The 18,444-nt window shown below is 42.1% G+C and carries 12 protein-coding genes; 9 read left to right on the plus strand and 3 right to left on the minus strand.

Annotation, left to right across the window (positions count from 1 at the left end):
- Positions 1–52: 52 nt before the first annotated feature.
- Entirely contained in the window at positions 53–2,017 is a 1,965-nt protein-coding gene (locus EGC82_RS00880; RefSeq protein WP_208646917.1) for a beta-galactosidase, read from the minus strand.
- 279 nt (positions 2,018–2,296) lie between these two features.
- Between EGC82_RS00880 and EGC82_RS00885 the strand changes: the two genes are divergently transcribed.
- A complete protein-coding gene (locus tag EGC82_RS00885) occupies positions 2,297–4,432 on the plus strand; it encodes an alpha-galactosidase (RefSeq protein WP_124729096.1) in 2,136 nt (711 codons plus the stop codon).
- Between the two features lie 94 nt (positions 4,433–4,526).
- Here the strand turns inward: EGC82_RS00885 and EGC82_RS00890 are convergent, their stop codons facing one another.
- The gene (locus tag EGC82_RS00890) at positions 4,527–5,225 is read right to left on the minus strand and encodes a FadR/GntR family transcriptional regulator (protein ID WP_124729097.1); all 699 of its coding nucleotides are present in this window, start codon (positions 5,223–5,225) and stop codon (positions 4,527–4,529) included.
- 193 nt (positions 5,226–5,418) lie between these two features.
- Between EGC82_RS00890 and EGC82_RS00895 the strand changes: the two genes are divergently transcribed.
- Genes EGC82_RS00895 through EGC82_RS00905 form a run of 3 tightly spaced genes read left to right on the plus strand, consistent with a single transcriptional unit; the run spans position 5,419 to position 8,063 of the window.
- Complete coding sequence (locus EGC82_RS00895; protein ID WP_244212515.1) at positions 5,419–6,186, plus strand: SDR family NAD(P)-dependent oxidoreductase; 768 nt, start codon at positions 5,419–5,421, stop codon at positions 6,184–6,186.
- Between the two features lies 1 nt (position 6,187).
- Positions 6,188–7,150: a 2-dehydro-3-deoxygalactonokinase gene (locus tag EGC82_RS00900; protein ID WP_124729098.1), complete on the plus strand. Its 963-nt coding sequence runs from the start codon at positions 6,188–6,190 to the stop codon at positions 7,148–7,150.
- Positions 7,125–8,063: an SMP-30/gluconolactonase/LRE family protein gene (locus tag EGC82_RS00905; RefSeq protein ID WP_244212516.1), complete on the plus strand. Its 939-nt coding sequence runs from the start codon at positions 7,125–7,127 to the stop codon at positions 8,061–8,063. The genes EGC82_RS00900 and EGC82_RS00905 overlap by 26 nt, the downstream gene beginning before the upstream one ends.
- Before the next feature lie 132 nt (positions 8,064–8,195).
- Here EGC82_RS00905 and glpD read toward each other — a convergent pair whose 3' ends face one another.
- Positions 8,196–9,731: a glycerol-3-phosphate dehydrogenase gene (glpD, locus tag EGC82_RS00910; RefSeq protein ID WP_124729099.1), complete on the minus strand. Its 1,536-nt coding sequence runs from the start codon at positions 9,729–9,731 to the stop codon at positions 8,196–8,198.
- Positions 9,732–9,983: 252 nt separating this feature from the next.
- Between glpD and EGC82_RS00915 the strand changes: the two genes are divergently transcribed.
- From EGC82_RS00915 to EGC82_RS00935, 5 genes are all read left to right on the plus strand, one after another.
- Positions 9,984–11,036, plus strand: coding sequence for a UDP-glucose--hexose-1-phosphate uridylyltransferase (locus tag EGC82_RS00915; protein WP_124729100.1), 1,053 nt, complete (start codon positions 9,984–9,986; stop codon positions 11,034–11,036).
- Complete coding sequence (gene galK, locus EGC82_RS00920; protein ID WP_124729101.1) at positions 11,029–12,183, plus strand: galactokinase; 1,155 nt, start codon at positions 11,029–11,031, stop codon at positions 12,181–12,183. The genes EGC82_RS00915 and galK overlap by 8 nt, the downstream gene beginning before the upstream one ends.
- Before the next feature lie 119 nt (positions 12,184–12,302).
- Entirely contained in the window at positions 12,303–13,646 is a 1,344-nt protein-coding gene (locus tag EGC82_RS00925; RefSeq protein ID WP_124729102.1) for an alpha/beta hydrolase family protein, read from the plus strand.
- A 377-nt stretch (positions 13,647–14,023) separates the two neighbouring features.
- The gene (locus EGC82_RS00930; protein ID WP_124729103.1) at positions 14,024–16,789 is read left to right on the plus strand and encodes a TonB-dependent receptor; all 2,766 of its coding nucleotides are present in this window, start codon (positions 14,024–14,026) and stop codon (positions 16,787–16,789) included.
- A 131-nt stretch (positions 16,790–16,920) separates the two neighbouring features.
- A complete protein-coding gene (locus EGC82_RS00935; RefSeq protein ID WP_124729104.1) occupies positions 16,921–18,444 on the plus strand; it encodes a tryptophan halogenase family protein in 1,524 nt (507 codons plus the stop codon).

Here is an 18,444-nt window from a genome sequence, read left to right on the forward strand (position 1 = left end):
AATGACCATGACCTTAGCAACATGTACTGACTAGTACATTCTAACTAACACACTATGCAAGTTTAACAATAGCAACATCGTAGGCAGCAAGACTTGCACTGCCCAACACATATTGGCCTTGTAATTCACTAGGTACCGTTTGCGGATAACCAGCATAGTTGAATAGGTAAGTATACTGACCACGTTGCACAACTCGTACATCTTTAGGTAAGGTAAGTATGGTTAAATCTAACTCTGTTGCGAGTGTTTTAAAGTACTCGAGTAAAAAAATATCACAGGTTAATGTCGCCACATAACTGGTATTTTGATGACGTGCAACCGCTGGGTTACCGTCATGATAAGTCGCGACAACATTCACACCATCAGCAAGTTCTAGCTCTTCTCGCCAGCACTGACTTTCAAATTTAGCCCCGTTAAAATGCAATACTTCACTGCAATCTGGACGAATGGTTTCAGTAGATAGCACCCGCACTGGTACCAAAGCTTGAAATACGCCCGGTGCTAAAGTTGGCACTAATGACAACTCATCCGTTTTACTACCCGATCGAGGGCCAATGACCAAATGCACCTTAGCTTGCTGACACTTATCAACAAAAGCTTGCGGCACTATCGGTAAACACGGTGCGACCACTAATGCATAAGGCGTTAAATCATGGTCTACCGACACAAAATCTACCGCTAAACCAAGTTGGCGTAATGCCGAATAATAGGCAAACTCAACTCGTTGGTGATTATAACTGTCGCCTTGGCGTTCAATCTCGGTCACCCACTGGCTATTTGCGCCAGTAACAATAGCAACTTTAGCTTGTACAGGATCGCTAATGGTAAAATCGACTTTGGCCAATTCATCACGCATTTGTTCCACTTCAGCCCATGCTGCAGCTTTTGAATTGTCGTTACGCTTAATACCTGCATGCATCTGCTCTTGAGCAAACGGCACTTGGCGCCAACGGAAATAGCACACGCAGTCAGCGCCATGGGCAAATGCTTGCCATGACCACAGTCTTACCATGCCTTTTTCAGGACGCGGATTATGATGAGCCCAGTTCACTGGCCCTGGTTGCTGTTCCATCACCCAAAAGTTTTTGTTACTTACACCACGACTTTGGTCAAACGAATAACTTGAAAAGTCAGGATGACCTGTACGCATATACGGCTTAAATTGCTCTGCAGGCATGTGCTTAAAGAACATGTCTGAACGGCCTAATGGATAGTTATCGTAACTAACAAAATCGAGGTTTTTAGCTAAAGCAAAATTATCGGTTTGCGTGTCGACCAAAGGAATAAAGTTGTGGGTAACAAAGCGGTTAGGCGCATGAGTGCGAATAATATCAACCATTGCATCGTGAAACTTGACCACTTGATCAGAACTAAACCGGCGATAGGCTAGCTGATGCGCAGGGTTGGTTTCGGTCACGGCTAAAATAGGCAATTCTATTTGTTCAAAGTTTTGGTATTCCATCGACCAAAACACATTACCCCATGCCGTATTGAGCTTTTCTACATCATTTTGATAATAGTCTTTACACCATTGCTGAAATGCCAGTTTAGCGACTAACGAACCACTATGGGTGGTATCGTGACAAGCAATTTCATTGTCCGTTTGCCAGCCACACACACTTGGATGCTTACCATAACGTTCAGCGATAACGGTCGAAATACGCATCGCTTCACGAAAGTAGTTTTCGCTCGAAAAGTCATAATGACGACGTGAACCAAATCCACGTGTGGTGCCGGTTTTAATGTCGACAGGTAAAATGTCAGGATATTTGTCAATTAACCACTTTGGCGGTGTTGCCGTAGGGGTGCACATGATCACTTGTAGCCCTTCATTGGCTAAGGTTTCAATCGCACGATCTAACCACTCAAAAGAATACTCACCATCGCAGGTTTCAATTCTAGACCAAGCAAACTCGCCAATACGCACATACTGCAATCCAAGCTGACGCATTTCTTGTGCATCTTGTTGCCACATAGATTCAGGCCAATGCTCAGGGTAATAGCAAACTCCTAACATGATAATCTCCAATAAATTGTGCGTAAAACCTCAGGCTCGAATTGCGATATAGTTAAGGCTATAACTTGCAGATACAAGCAATATTACGGGATTGTTTGACGAATTTTTAATAATAGACAATATACTAACCCACTATTTATATGATATATAGTATTTTAAATATGCTGGTTATACATCGTCGCTATGTTGTTGCAAATGCGAGTGGCTCAATCCACTGCATAACACGTTAATTGTGCAACAAACGGCTAAACGAGACTCTCAATCAAGGAACGTCAAATCATGTCGCATCACCCACAATTCGTTTTACTGAACGGACAACAGACAAGCTTAGTTGTCGATTGCAGTAATAAAACGCCTGCTATTCTCTATTTTGGCAAAAAACTATCACACAAAACCACCTTCGACATGATGAAGCAGCTTAACACTCGACAAGAAGCAAAATGTTCAGTTGTGGTTGAAGCGCCAATATCCTTATCGCCACTAATGGGTGAAGGTTTTACCGGCGCACCTGGCATTGAAGTATTTGATAATAATATTGCCTGGTCTATTGGCGGTAAGCTCACGTCAGTCATCCAGCCTAATGCCAACGAAGTCATATTCGAGTCGGTAGACAGTCTGCGCAATCTTAGCGTTAAGCATCATTTAACACTTAATCCACACTCAGATGTATTAAGTGCCACCACCGAATTAACCAACCTTGGTAACACGAGTGTCAATGTAAATTGGTGTGCCGCGCCGACGATTCCGATGCCATTACACATAGACCAAATCATGTCGTTTGAAGGCCGTTGGTCAAATGAGTTTCAACGTAAATCGTTTGATATGTTCTTAGGCAGTTTTGTGCGTGAAAACCGTAAAGGTAAAACCTCACACGACAACTTCCCAGGCATGGTAATGCACAACAAACTGACCCACGAACAAGGCGGCGAATGTTACGGCTTCCATTTAGGCTGGAGCGGCAACCACAAAATGCGTGCCGAATTACTGGCAGAAGGTCGCAGCTACGCCCAACTAGGCGAGCTATTAATGCCAGGAGAACTTGCCCTAGCGCCTAATGAATCATATACAAGCCCAACGCTATACACAGCCTATTCTAACCAAGGTTTTAGCGGTTTATCCCACCACTTCCATCAATATGTACGCCAGTCGTTAATTACCGATAAAGTACGCCAAAAGCCACGCCCTGTGCATTACAACACCTGGGAAGGTATTTACTTTGATCATGATGTTGCTGTTTTACAAGCATTAGCAACCCAAGCCGCAGATATTGGTGCAGAGCGCTTTGTACTGGATGACGGTTGGTTTAAAGGTCGTCGTGGTGACTTTGCCGGTTTAGGTGACTGGACGGTAGACCGTGAGATTTATCCCGACGGTCTGCAACCCCTCATTGATCATGTTAATAACGTGGGTATGGAGTTTGGGTTGTGGTTTGAGCCTGAAATGGTTAACCCTGACAGTGACTTATATCGCAACCATCCTGAATGGACGCTGCAAACTGAAGGTAATGAACAACTGCAATTTAGAAAGCAGCTGGTACTCGACATGACCAACCCTGCGGTAACAGATTATTTATTTAATGCGATTAACGATATCTTGGTTGAATACCCAAAAATTCTTTATATCAAGTGGGACATGAACCGCGATTTAAATCACGCAGGCAATCTAGTCGGCAAACCGGCAGTACATAAACAAACACTAGCAGCTTATGCGTTAATTGAACGCCTAAAGCAAGCAAACTCACATGTTGAAATTGAAAGCTGCTCATCAGGTGGAGCACGAGTTGATTATGGCGTACTGCGCTATACCGACCGAGTTTGGACATCTGATTCAAATGACGCCTTAGATCGACTCACTATTCAGCGAGGTTGCTCGTTCTTCTTCCCTGCTGAAGTCATGGGTGCTCATGTGGGACCGCGTGATTGCCATATTACTGGTCGTAATATCAATATCGCGATGCGTGCTGCTGTGGCTTTCTTTGGTCATATGGGTATTGAAATGGATCCGCGTGAACTTACCGATGATGAACGTCAGCAGTTACAACAAATCATTAAGCTGCACAAACAGCATCGTCAATTAATTCACAGCGGCAAGTTAGTACGTTTAAATACCGATGGTGACTCAATCAACTTTGGTATTGTGAATGTAGAACAAACTCAGGCCTTGTTTGCCTATAACAGTGTTAAAGAAACCCAGCGCACTAATCCACCGAAATATCATTTTGCAGGCTTGGATGCTGATAAAGACTATAAAATTTCACTCGTATGGCCAGCAGGGTTTTCATTCTATTCACAATCGATATTAACTGTGATTGAGAACCAAACATTTAGCGGCGAAGCATTAATGACCTTTGGTATGCAGTTACCGGTTACGTTCCCACAAACATCATTGATTTTTGAATTAAATCAACTGAAGTAATATTTTATACACCGCGTTTTGTTAATCCCCATAAGCAAAAGAGCACCTATATAGATGCTCTTTTTTATTGGTCTGATTATAAGTGTTTTGTTGATTATAACTTTGACTCAATCAACTCAAGGGCTTCATCTAAAATCATCGATACTGCCGTGCGAGCTAGCTTAGGATCACGGGCTTTAATCGCATTAAATATTTCGGCATGTTTTTGCACATCGGCACCCGACACACCTTTAATCTTGTTAGTGTAGCGAATGCTCACGCGCAATGCCGTGCCAATAAATTCGGTCAACTGTACAAAAAATCGGTTACCACTGGCAATCAAAATACTGGTGTGGAAGGCAATATCAGCCTCTAAAGGATCATCCAAGCCTTGTTCAGCCTCAACCATACGTTCAAGAGCTTTTTCAATCGCAGCTAATTGCGCTTCAGACGCATTCATCGCTGCAAGCGCTGCTGCTTGTGGTTCTAGTGCGACCCGAACTTGAGTAAACTCTTTCAATAATGCTAATGAGGGCTTGCTGCTTAAAATCCACTTCAACACATCAGTATCAAACATATTCCAATTACTTTCTGGTAATACCCGAATACCTTGCTTTGGGCGTGATGAAATCAAGCCTTTTGCAGACAGCATTTTTACCGCTTCTCGAGTTGAACTGCGGCTGACATCATATTCAATACATAAATCAGCTTCAGACGGTAAACCTTCACCAACAGGGTAAACCCCTTTTACGATGGCAATGCCTAAGTCATGCGTTAATTGATGAGTTAAATTTTGACGTGGAGAACTGTTCATGCTTTTACTGTCCAATATTCAGTACATAAATCTGTTATATCATATTTAAATGCAATACCGATATAACTTTGTTTTAACCGTTGTTAATGTTAGAAATGACTAGCATTATTAACAACATTTATCGGATTAATACGTTAATCTCAAAGAACCGCTAGTTAACCATAATCAAAATAATAGGTTTGGAGCGTTATAAGTGAGTCAGTTAACCCAATACCAAGACTTAAAAGATAAAGTCATCTTTATTACCGGCGGAGCCAGTGGCATAGGTGCGTCCATGGTCGAAGCCTTTGCTCGCCAACAAGCTAAAGTGGCTTTTATTGACATAGACCATCAAGCTGCTGAAGCACTCAAGAAAAAGTTAGCAGAATATCAACTGTCATCGATTTGGTTTCGTGCAATAGATGCCACTGATTCAACCTTGTTACAACAAGCCATTAAAGATGTGGGTGATCACTTTGGCCGCTTTGACGTACTCATCAATAATGTCGCTAATGATGCTCGCCAAGATGTTGAAACTATTTCAGCCCATGACTGGCACAAGTGCATGCAAATCAACTTAGACCCAGCATTTTTTGCCTCTCAAGCCGCCTACACCCTAATGAAGCAACAACATTCGGGTAGCATCATCAATTTCAGTTCTATTACTGCATTATTAGGTTCACAACAAATGACCGGCTACGTTACAGCTAAAGCAGGCTTAATAGGTATGACACGTTCATTATCGCGAGAGTTTGGTGAGGCGGGAATTCGCGTTAACGCTATTTTGCCTGGTTGGGTTGCCACCGAAAAACAGTTGGCTAGCTGGCTAACAGAGCAAGAAGAGCTGAAATGGACAGAAGCGATGGCATTAAAACGTCGTATCACTCCTGCAGATGTAGCCAAACTTGCGCTGTTTTTAGCCTCTGAAAATAGCGAATTGATCACCGGACAGTGTATCAATATTGACGGTGGGAGAGCGTAGCTTGCTTGCTGAATATCAACATTTTATTGCTGTAGATTGGGGCACAAGTCATTTACGTGCTTATCTTTGCCTCGCTAAGGCCAACGAACCACTCACCGTATTAGAACAAGCCAATAACCTCGGGGTGAAAAAAATTGAAACCGATTTTGAAACCACGTTAATGGACAGTATTGCACCTTGGGCTCTTCGCTTTGGCAAATTACCGATATTGATGATAGGTCAAATCGGTTCAAGCATTGGCTGGAAAGAAACCCAATACCTTACCTGTCCTATTTCGCCCACAGAAGTAATCACCGCTGGCACTCGCTTTGACAGCCAAGGCCATCAAGTCATTATTTTTCCAGGTCTAAGTTGTCAGCTTTATAATCAACTTCATGATTCTATGCGCGGAGAAGAATTTCATCTTTTAGGTTGGCTTGCCATGGCACCACAGCATCTCATCGGTCGACATTTGGTGTGCTTACCGGGAACCCATACAAAATGGGTGCTTATTGAAGAAGGTAAGATCGTTTTATTCAAAACAGCACTAACAGGTGAATTGTATGACCTACTGTCATCTAACAGCGTACTCATTCAAGAGAAAGTATCAGACTTAGAGTTCGATTTTGCGGCATTTATCCAAGGAGCTGACTTTATCTTGTCATCCGCTCACGATAATTTTTATCACGGATTATTTAGTGTTCGCAGCAAACAGCTTTTTGAGGGGTACTCCACTAAACAAGCTCATGCTTACTTGTCAGGTCTATTAATTGGTTGTGATGTACGTGCTGCTATGGGGGCACAAGAATGGCAACTAACAGAATTAGCTTCGGTCGCCATTATCGGCCCACCTCATTTAAGCCAATGTTTTATTGAAGTACTGCATCATTGTGATGTTCGTACTACATTATGGGATGTAACTGAAGCAACCCTAACCGGATTTAATGTGGTGTATCAGCATGCACTACAATCGACTCATGACTAACGGCATCAATACTTGTATTGGCGAGTTATTGCATATTATCCCATCTCAAAATGAGCTAGGTGAAAATGCTTTGTGGCACCCGCAGCACCAAGCTATATATTGGATAGATATCATGCGAGGGCAACTGCATCGCTACTGTGTATCATCCAAAGAATATGACACTTTTACCTTGCCTCACCGCATTGGCAGCTTTAGTTTTTTAGCCGATTCAACAAACTTTGATATTATTGTGGCATTTGAGCAAGGCGTAGCCTTGTACCATTTAGGTACTCAAGCACTGCACTGGGTTAGTCAACCAGAGGCTACGGTATTGGGTAATCGCTTTAATGATGGTCGTACCGATCGAAACGGGAACTTTTGGGCAGGCACTATGGTAGAAACGCAGCACTATGATGGCCAATATGGTCATTTATATCGCATCGATTCCCATCAGCAGTGTCATAAAATACTCGATGATATTCTTATCTCTAATGGTTTATGTTGGAGCCCGGATGGCAGTATCATGTACCACGCCGACTCTGAGCGACATTGTATCAATCAATATCATTATGATGAAAAACACCACACACTAAGTGATAAAACGCTGTTTGCGACCACAAAGACACAAGTATTTCCCGATGGTTCGACTGTGGATGCGCAAGGCTATATGTGGAATGCACAGTGGGGCGATCACAGCGTGGTACGTTATCACCCCAACGGAAAAATAGTCGAAAAGTTAATCTTACCTGCAGTGCAGCCATCAAGCGTCGCTATTGGTGGCCCAGATTTAGACTGGTTAATCGTAACCACATCACGAGTTCAGCTCACTCAACAACAACTCATCGATTATCCGTTGTCGGGTAATGTTTTTATTTATCAGTTGCATAAAGTTACTGGTATCGTCGACACACCTTGTCGCCTTAATGCTCATTAATAATAAGGCTTAACATTGTGCTCACTGTTGTTATTTTTCAATAACGACTTGAGTTAATAGCCTCTGCTTGGGACAACAAAAAACCGACAAACGTTAATTTATCGGAGATTGATTTAGTATTACGCTATTTCATTATACTGTGCTTGCTTGTGGCTCTAGATTTTTAATAACTGATGGGATCAATTTACTGATCACGTAATCAGTTAAATGTTGCTGCTGCTCGGCAGAAAAGTGCAGTCCTAACTTAGTTCGGCGCCATAAAATATCTGCACTACAGCATGCCCACTCATTGGCCATCACATAATCAACTTCAGCTTGAGATAAACCATGGCCAAAATCAATCCCCAATGCATCAATACTGGCAGCATCATTTAAAATATATTGAGTACGTGTACCGTAGGTTCGCAATAACCGGCTAATGTGTTTTGATGTTAACCAAGGGTATTGTTGCTGATAAATACGATTAAGCGTCACTAAATCAGTAAAATCACCACCCGGTAAAACCTGCGATGCTGTCCAAGGTTTAGTCATGTGCGGATGAAATAACTTTAAGCGATTTACAGCAGCTTCGGCCAATTTACGGTAAGTAGTAATTTTGCCGCCAAATACCGACAATAAAGCGGCTTTGTCTTTAGGTGCATCAACAATAAAGGTGTAATCACGAGTGACAGACTGCGCTGATTCAGACTCATCATCCATAAGCGGCCTAACCCCTGAAAACGTGTGCACAATATCGTGTTCGCTGATGGTGGTTTTAAAGTAATGATTGGTAATGTTAACCAGATAGTTGATTTCTTGTTGATCAATGTGCACATCTTTAGGATCGCCGCTAAAATCAACATCAGTGGTACCAATTAATGAAAAGTCATCTTCAAATGGGATAACAAACACAATCCGCTGGTCTTCATTTTGTAAAATATAAGCATGCGGCTGTTGATGGATTTTAGGCACCACAATATGACTGCCTTTTACTAAGCGAATTTTTTGCGGTGAAGGCTGTTTTAACACATTAGAGAATAAGCTAGATACCCAAGGGCCAGATGCATTAACAATCGTTTTAGCATGCACCTGACGCAATGACTTATCCCCTTGATGTTGCAAGGTGAGCTTCCAAATACCATTATCGCGTTCGGCACTGACGCAACGAGTCTGTGTACAAATTTGCGCACCTAATTCTTTAGCGGCAAGGGCGTTTAATACGACTAAGCGAGAGTCGTCAACCCAGGCATCTGAGTATTCAAAGCCTCGAGTAATGTCTGACTTTAGAGGACTATCTTCGGTGAACTTAATTTTTTTAGATGCATTAAGCGTGACACGAGATGCCAGGTTGTCATACAGAAACAACCCAAGGCGGATCATCCAAGCTGGGCGCAAGTGAGCTTGGTGCGGAAGCCTAAATGTTAAAGGGGTAATTAAATGCGGGGCTTTTTTTAGCAACACTTCTCGTTCGGCTAACGATTCTTTTACCAAACGAAACTCATAATGTTCTAAATAGCGCAAACCGCCGTGAATAAGCTTACTGCTATTAGATGATGTTGCAGATGCTAAGTCATTCTGTTCACATAATAAAACACGCAAGCCGCGTCCCACTGCATCGGCCGCTATTCCAACACCGTTTATGCCGCCACCAATCACGACAACATCAACAATTTCTATATCGGCTTCCATTTGCGCATCCCACTAACAAAAATAAATATGATAAATACTATATATTAACCATATCATAGAGTGACTCGTCGTTAATTGACAAGAAAAATTAGAAAGATCTTGTCGAAATTGATTACATCTTGTTAAATAAAAAACTTAATAGTAGTATTTATCATATAAATTAACATGCATAATTTATCATCACATCAGTACAGATGAAATCATGCATGTTCTGGTTACTGAACAAGATAGATATAGAGTAAAAGGATTGTCATGAGTCAGTTTGAATTTACCCACAGACGAAAAAACCCATTAACAGGCAAGTGGGTACTAGTGTCGCCTCATCGAAATAATCGTCCTTGGTTAGGCGCGACAGAACAAAACGCCCCTTCGAATCTACCAGAATACAAATCGACATGCCCTTTGTGCCCGGGTAATCACCGAGCAAACGACACTTGCAACCCTGCTTATGATAATACCTTTGTATTTACTAACGACTTTGGTGCATTAACAACTCAAGCGACGGACCCGTCAGCAGTTCTTAATAATGATAATCCATTATTTGAAATAGAACAGGCCACCGGTGAGTGTAGAGTAATTTGTTTCTCACCTAAGCATAATAAAACCTTACCAGAATTATCCGTGGCAGAGATTCGCGCGGTGGTCGATACCTGGAAGCAAAACTATATCGAATTATCAGCGCAATATGCTTGCGTGCATATTTTTGAAAATAAAGGCGAAGTGATGGGTTGTTCACAACCGCATCCGCACGGGCAAGTGTGGGCGCATAATCATCTGTCGACCGAAATACAGTTAGAACAAGATAACCAGCGTACTTATCAACAAAACCATGGCGGCAATTTACTCGGTGATTATGTTAAGCATGAATCTGCAGATGGCGAGAGAGTTGTCTATGAAAATGAGCATTGGCTAGTTATTGTCCCTTTTTGGGCCGCATGGCCATTTGAAACCTTATTAGTATGTAAAGATGATATCCGCCAGTTCGGCCAACTCACCGATACCCAATCTACTACGCTAGCTGAAGCCATTAAAGTACTGACGACCCGTTATGACAACGTATTTAATTGTAGCTTCCCATATTCAATGGGTTGGCACAGCGCCCCAAGCAACTTAACCGATAATAGTTATTGGCGCTTACATGCGCATTTTTACCCACCACTATTACGCTCTGCTACCGTTAAAAAACACATGGTCGGCTACGAAATGCTCGCTGAAAGTCAACGTGATTTAAGCCCTGAAACAGCTGCAAAAATTTTAAAAAATGCCAGCGACATACATTACTCTCAAGGAAACCATAATGAATAACGACGCGCTACAGGCATTTTTTCAGCAGCAGTTTTCATCAACACCGCAAGGGGTTGTCAGCGCACCTGGTCGAGTTAACTTGATAGGTGAATTCACCGATTATAATCAAGGTTTTGTATTACCGTGCGCACTCACTTTTCGCACACAAGTTTTTTATCGTTTACGCGATGACAATACTGTCAATGTGTTATCAACCATGTATCCCAATGAGCAAGAAAGCTTTGTGGTTAATCAATCTATTAGTGCCGGGGCTTCACAATGGGGCAACTATATTCGCGCAGTCGCATTTGTACTTAATCGCGCAGGCCACCAGCTGCAGGGTGTGGATCTATTAATCGAAAGCAATGTGCCACAAGGCAGTGGTTTATCATCATCGGCCGCTCTTGAAGTGGCAATTGCAGGTATGTTTAATCATGTTTGCGGCCTTAATTTAACCGCAGAGCAAATCGCATTATTTGGCCAAGAAGCCGAGAACGACTTTATGGATTGCCAGTGCGGCATTATGGACCAGTTAATTTCAGCTAAAGGCCAACAAAACCAAGCGCTATTAATTGATTGCCAAAACTTACATACCAAATCGGTCACTATTCCGACAGATTTATCCATCGTCATTGTGAATTCAAACTATCCAAGAAAACTGGTCGACAGCGAATATAACCAACGCCGTATCGATTGCGAACAAGCAGCCAAAAAGATGGGGCTAACCACCCTACGTGATGCCAATTTAGATTTACTAATACAAACTAAGCCACAAATGAGTGCGAACGAATTTGCTCGCGCTCATCATGTGATAACCGAAAATACTCGGGTTATTGCGGCAACAGAAGCATTAGTCAATAACGACATAGAGCAACTAAGAATTTTAATGACCGCATCGCATCAATCATTAAAACATGACTTTGAAGTCACGGTGCCAGCCACCGACGGTTTAGTGCAAATTTGCCAACAAGCACTGGGCGATCGCGGCGCAGTTCGCATGACAGGCGGTGGATTTGGCGGAGCCATTGTGTGCTTATGCCGTAATGAAGATGTCGCCGCAATTCAACACGCCGTTGAACAACACTACTTTGCACAATTTAAACTGCAGGCCGATATTTATGTTTGCACCGCAGGCAAAGGATTAACCGTAAAAACGCTTAGCCAATAACATTGAGGTCGCCGAACACTAAAAACGATGGGCTGAAGTTTCGCCCTCATCGCACCTTAAAATGACCCGATAAGACAGCTCATGTTGAAGAACATGCATTACTGAAAAGGACAGCACTAATGTTTACTAAATCACTTATTTCTATTGCGTTGCTATGTTTAGGTACTACTGGAGCGATTGCCGCAGATAGCATCAATAATGGCACACTCAAAAAATCATTAGTTGCCGAACAGCTTTACCCCAACACATTACCAAAAGAAGCGTTACCTGAACTGGCGCAAACAGGCATTTATCAAGTGGGTGTCAAAACAGTTAACCTGATCAATAAAAAGCAATTTAATCCTAGCACGCAAACATTAACAGACAGGAAGTTGACGGTTGAAGTGTGGTATCCAACCAACAAAACACCCAATATAAAACCCAAAGCCGTATACCGTAACGAAACTCGTTTAGGGCTGCCGTTTATATTACAAGGTAATGCTACTCGTAACGCCGAAGTGGTTAATTTAACAGGCCAACCTTTTCCATTAATTGTGTTGTCGCACGGTTATACCGGTTACCGTACTATTATGTTTTATTTAGCCGAACACCTAGCATCACATGGATATGTGGTGGCAGCTATTGATCATACCGACTCAACCAATGCCGATGTTGATATGGTGAATGCTCCGTTTAGTGGGTTTTTTAGTACCTTACTAAACCGTTCACGTGATCAACAATTTACCCTCGATTATTTTACGGATGCTGATAATTTTGTAAGCAGTATTATCGATACAAAGCGCGCAGGTTTAATTGGTTACTCTATGGGAGGATATGGCGCAGTTAACACTGTTGGCGGCTGCTATCAGTTTACCCCACAAACTGCTGCTACCTTTACCGGTAGTAAAGACCTTAATGTCATTAATGGTGCCATTACTTTACTTAATACCTGTGCAGGTGGTCAAGTTGCTCCAGCAAAAGTAGATCCTAAATGGAAAGCGATGATTGCCATGGCTCCTTGGGGGGAGAACTATCAACTATTTGACCCTGTAGCATTGGCCAAAATAACGACACCAACGCTCTATGTAGCGGGTGATCTTGATGATATATCAGGTTATAAAGGCATTAAGTCACTATATCAGCAAACCGGTGGCGACAAGACTTACATGCTCACCTTTCACAATGCTCGCCACAATATAGCACCGCATCCAGCCCCACAAATTGCTTATCAAAATGAAATAGACCTCGGCCATTACTTTGAACCGGCATGGAGCAATACTCAACTCAATACCATCAATAAGCACTTTGCGTTAGCCATGATGGATTGTCATGTTAAAAATCAACAAGATAAATGTGCATACTTACAATTAAACGCTCAATCAAATGAGCAGGACTCACAAGGAAATCCAACCCCTGCATGGAAAGGATTCCCTCATCGTTATGCCACAGGTATGTCATGGGATATGAAAGCAGCAAAACAATAAATATCCATTTAGAAAAATATGGTGTGTTAAGCATTGGTTAATTTTTGGTTTTAATCAACCATACCAAGGTTTAACGAATACTAAACCAATAATCTAAATAGACTAAGACGCAAAATAATAAGCTTAATAAATAAAATAAAAAAATAATCATAAGAAACATAAGTTAACAATAAAAAATAATAAGTAAAAAACGATAATTAATTAACGACTTATCACTATAAAGTCAGTTGTTAGTATAAAAAGTTATCATTAAATCGCGGCTTTATTGTTAAGAAAAGGTTGATATTTAACCTTAATTGCTATATTTATAAGATAAATAAGCTTTAATTAAAAAGAAAGTTTATAAAAAAACAATAACATCAACTGGGGAAAGAAAAATGTCGACAAAAGGAATCGCTACTTTTGGAAAAAGGACAACGATAGCACTTGCCATTGCTGGGGCATTAGGTAGTGTGCACGGCGTCTCTGCAGCAGAAGCAGATACTCAAGCTAATGAACAAAAAATAGAAGTTATTGCTGTAAAGGGGATACGCAGCAGTTTAAAAAACTCGATGGCCGATAAAAAATCGGCTGCTGTGGTGTCAGATGGCATTTCAGCCGAAGATTTAGGTAAGTTTCCTGACTTAAATGTTGCCGAATCACTACAACGTATTACCGGTGTATCGATTGACCGAAGTGGCGGTGAAGGCCAAGCTGTAACCGTTCGTGGTTTTGGTCCACAATTTAACACTGTACTGGTTAACGGCCGCCAATTAGCAACCGACAGTGCAGGTCGCGAATTTAACTTCGATGTTTTAGCTGCCGACCAAATTACCGGTGCTAATGTTTACAAAACGACTAATGCCAGCATGCAAGAAGGCGGTATTGGTGGTACGGTCGATGTCACTACGGCTCGACCTTTTGATTATTCAGGCTTCCAACTTGTAGGCTCTGTGAAAGGCATGTATGAAAGTCTTTCAGAAGAAGTTTCACCTTCTATTTCTGGTTTGATCAGTAACACCTTTAATGATGAAACTATGGGTGTATTACTGGCGGTAAGTCACCAAGAGCGCCAAGTTCAAATCAACCAAATCAATACCGCTGGCTGGCGTGGTGGTCAAACCATTTCGAACTCTCGTGACGGTGTTTTGTTTACCAATGCTTATATCCCACGTAACTGGGACCAAATCGTTGATCAACAAGACCGTACTAGGACTAACGGCAGCTTAGTATTTCAGTATGCACCCTCTGAAGATGTCAGCATTACACTTGATGGCTTTATCTCTAAATTCGAAGTGGACTCTCAAGTTACAGACTTAGCTTCTTGGTTTGAGCCAGACCGTGTGGGTAATGCTACGATTGACCCAGCTACTGGCACTTTATTAACGTTCAGCCAAGATGTAGGGTTACATCAAGGCAGTGGCGACCCAGCAACAGACTTTGTGTCTCATACTCGTAACTCACGTGATGTGACCAACAGCGGCGTAGGACTAAACGTTAAATGGGACCTAACCGAACAACTAAAAGCAACCTTTGATGTATCAAACTCAAATGCAGAAAACGATCGCGCTGGCCGTGACCGCTTCAATGTTGTGGGCATGACCAACAGCTATACCTTTGACGGCACAGGCGGAATACCTACAGTACTCCACGGTGGTTTTGAAAATGGTAACTTACCTGATGCCAATCTGGCTCGTTTACACTATAACGAAAAAGGTAATCAATTTACCGATGAAGATGAAATTACTGAGTTTAAGGCTGATTTCGAGTATTCACCCGACTCATTAGTCTTCACCAAAGCAAAATTCGGGGTTTATCGTCAAGAACGTGAAAAGTCTAGTTACCAAATTTTTGGTAGCCAATGTCAGTTCTGTGGTTACGGTACTGAAGCACCCATTGATGCTATTAATTTCAGACCTTATACCGCCAATAACTATTTCCCAGGCCTAATTAATACCTTTTACACCTACGACGGTGATGCCATGGTTGATTATTTGGCTGCTGAAGGTTATCCAATAACGCCAACACTGCAAAATAACCGCTATACCATTAACGAAGATGTTAGCAGTTTGTACATGAACTTTACCTTCATGTATGACGTAGGTGATATGCCATTAACTGTCGATGTCGGTGCTCGTTATTCAACAACCGATGTTGAAGTGAGTGCGGTACAAAGTTATATCTCTGATGTAGTGCCAACGAGTGATGCAACGTTATTCCAAAATATTTATGGTCCAGCAACAAATATTACTCAAGGTACAACCTACTCAAACTTATTACCAAGCTTAAACGTTAAGTTAGATCTTCAAGATGATATGGTGTTACGTTTTGCAGTATACGACTCATTAACTCGCCCGACTATGTCACAGCTTTCACCTGCGACTAATTTCAATGAGCCACGTCGTCAAAACTTAACCGCAAGCGGTGGTAATCCATCACTTGAGCCATTCCGCTCAAGTAACTGGGATGTGTCATACGAGTGGTATTACGACGATGCGAGTATCTTCAGCTTTGCATTTTTCAGCAAGGAAGTTGATGACTTTATTGTGACGTTAACAGGTAATGAAACTTACCAGATGACCGATCGTACTGGCCCAGATTTTAACTGTAGTACAACTAACTCAGACCTATGTTCTGACGCTATCGCCGGTACAACAGAAGAGCTAAATGGCCAATCTGAAGACTATACTGTAACGCGCCCACGTAATGGTGAATCGGCACGTATTACGGGTTATGAAGTGGCTTTAACACATATATTTGATAACGGTTTTGGAGTTACAGCTAACGCTACCGTGGTTGATAGCAATGTAAAAGTGGATGCCAATAGTACTCAAAGTTTTGCACTGGAAGGTTTAGGTAACTCACAAAACTTAATCATGTTTTATGAGCAAGATAACTTCCAAGCTCGTGTAGCATTTAACAATCGTGAAGGTTTCTTACGTCAGCTAGATAACGGGTTTAACGGTGAGCCAATCAAAACAGAAACATTTGGTCAATGGGATATTAGCGCCAGCTATGATCTTACTGAAAATGTCTCCGTTTTTGTTGAAGGTATTAACATCACTGAAGAAGAGCTAGTTCAAACAGGCCGCTTTGCTAACCAGATTTATTCGGTTGAAGACAACGGCTCTCGCTACTCTTTAGGCGTTAGAGGTAAGTTTTAAGTTATAAGCTGTAAAAAAGACAGGCGCCTAGCGCCTGTCTTTTTTGTATATAACGTGTAAAACGACCTTGTGATAATGTTTAGTCTCTACCGATATTAAACTGAGTTAATTGCAAACAGGATGTTAACCCAATGGCAAAAGCAATCAAAAAAATTATCATTGTGGGCGGAGGTACCGCGGGTTGGTTAACGGCAGCCATCATTGCATCGCATCACAAAAGCCACACCAGCCATGATTTAAAGATTATCTTAGTGGAATCGTCTGACATTCCCACCGTTGGCGTAGGTGAAGGTACTTGGCCAACCATGAAAAATACCTTACAGCAAATTGGTTTGAGCGAAAGCGAAGTCTTTAAAGCCTGCAATGCTACGTTTAAACAAGGCGGAAAATTTGTTAACTGGGTACACGGTAACGGCGATTTTTATTATCATCCATTTACTGTCCCATTAGGGTATGGTCGTCTTGACTTAGCCCCGTATATTGACAACATCAAAGATTATGCTCAGCAAACTAACTTTCAACACGCCATTTGTGAGTCAGGCCTTGCGCCTCGCAGCATGGCTGAGGGTGAATACCAAGGTACTTGCAATTATGCCTACCATCTTGATGCTGGAGCCTTTGCCGACTTATTAAAGCAACATTGCAAATCCAAGCTGGCAGTCGAGCATGTGATTGGCACGGTCGAACAAGCCCATGTCGATAATCAAGGTAATATCAGCCATATTTCTATTACCAACCAAAACTCAATCGACGGTGATTTATTTGTCGACTGTAGCGGTTTTGCTTCGCTGTTATTGGGAAAAACCCTCAATGTACCGTTTGTGAAGTTAGATCACGTACTCTTTAATGATCGCGCCATAGCGATGCAAGTACCATACAGTAACCCCCACAGTCCTATTGCCTCGCACACTATCGCTACAGCTCAAGACTCAGGTTGGATTTGGGATATCGGCTTAACTCATCGTCGTGGTGTTGGTCACGTTTACTCCAGCCGGTTTATGACCGATGAACAAGCTGAAGCTAACTTACGTCGCTATATAGGACCACAAGCAGAAGGCTTAAGTGTCAAAAAAATCAGTTATCAAAGCGGTCATCGCGAACGTTATTGGCAAAATAACTGTGTTGCAGTTGGCATGGCTGCGGGGTTTGTTGAACCTCTAGAAGCTACTGCAATTATGTTAGTTGAAATATCAGCACGTTATATTGCCGACAACCTTCCCGTTAACGACACTATAATGGCATTAACAGCCAAACGCTTTAACCAGCAAATGACATACCGCTGGGGTCGTATTGTCGATTTTCTTAAACTGCACTATATGTTAACCAAGCGACCTGAACCTTATTGGCAAGCGCACTGTAATCCAGACTCTATTCCACAAAGCTTACAAGATGACCTAAGTATATGGGCCTATAGAGGTCCCACCAGCAAAGACTTTAATGGTCCGAACGAGTTATTTCCTGCAGCCAGTTATCAATATGTCCTTTATGGTATGGAATTTAGTCCTGACTATTCTCAGCATGCGCATTTATATCAGCAGCATGCCCAAGCTTCTCAGATACTCAACCGCAATGTTCAGCTCACGCAGCAGATGCTCAATACCCTGCCGCCTCACCGAGACTTTATTGAACAGTGGTTAACTCACTCTCAACAATAG

Source organism: Shewanella livingstonensis (genome assembly GCF_003855395.1).
Classification (GTDB): Bacteria; Pseudomonadota; Gammaproteobacteria; order Enterobacterales; family Shewanellaceae; genus Shewanella; species Shewanella livingstonensis.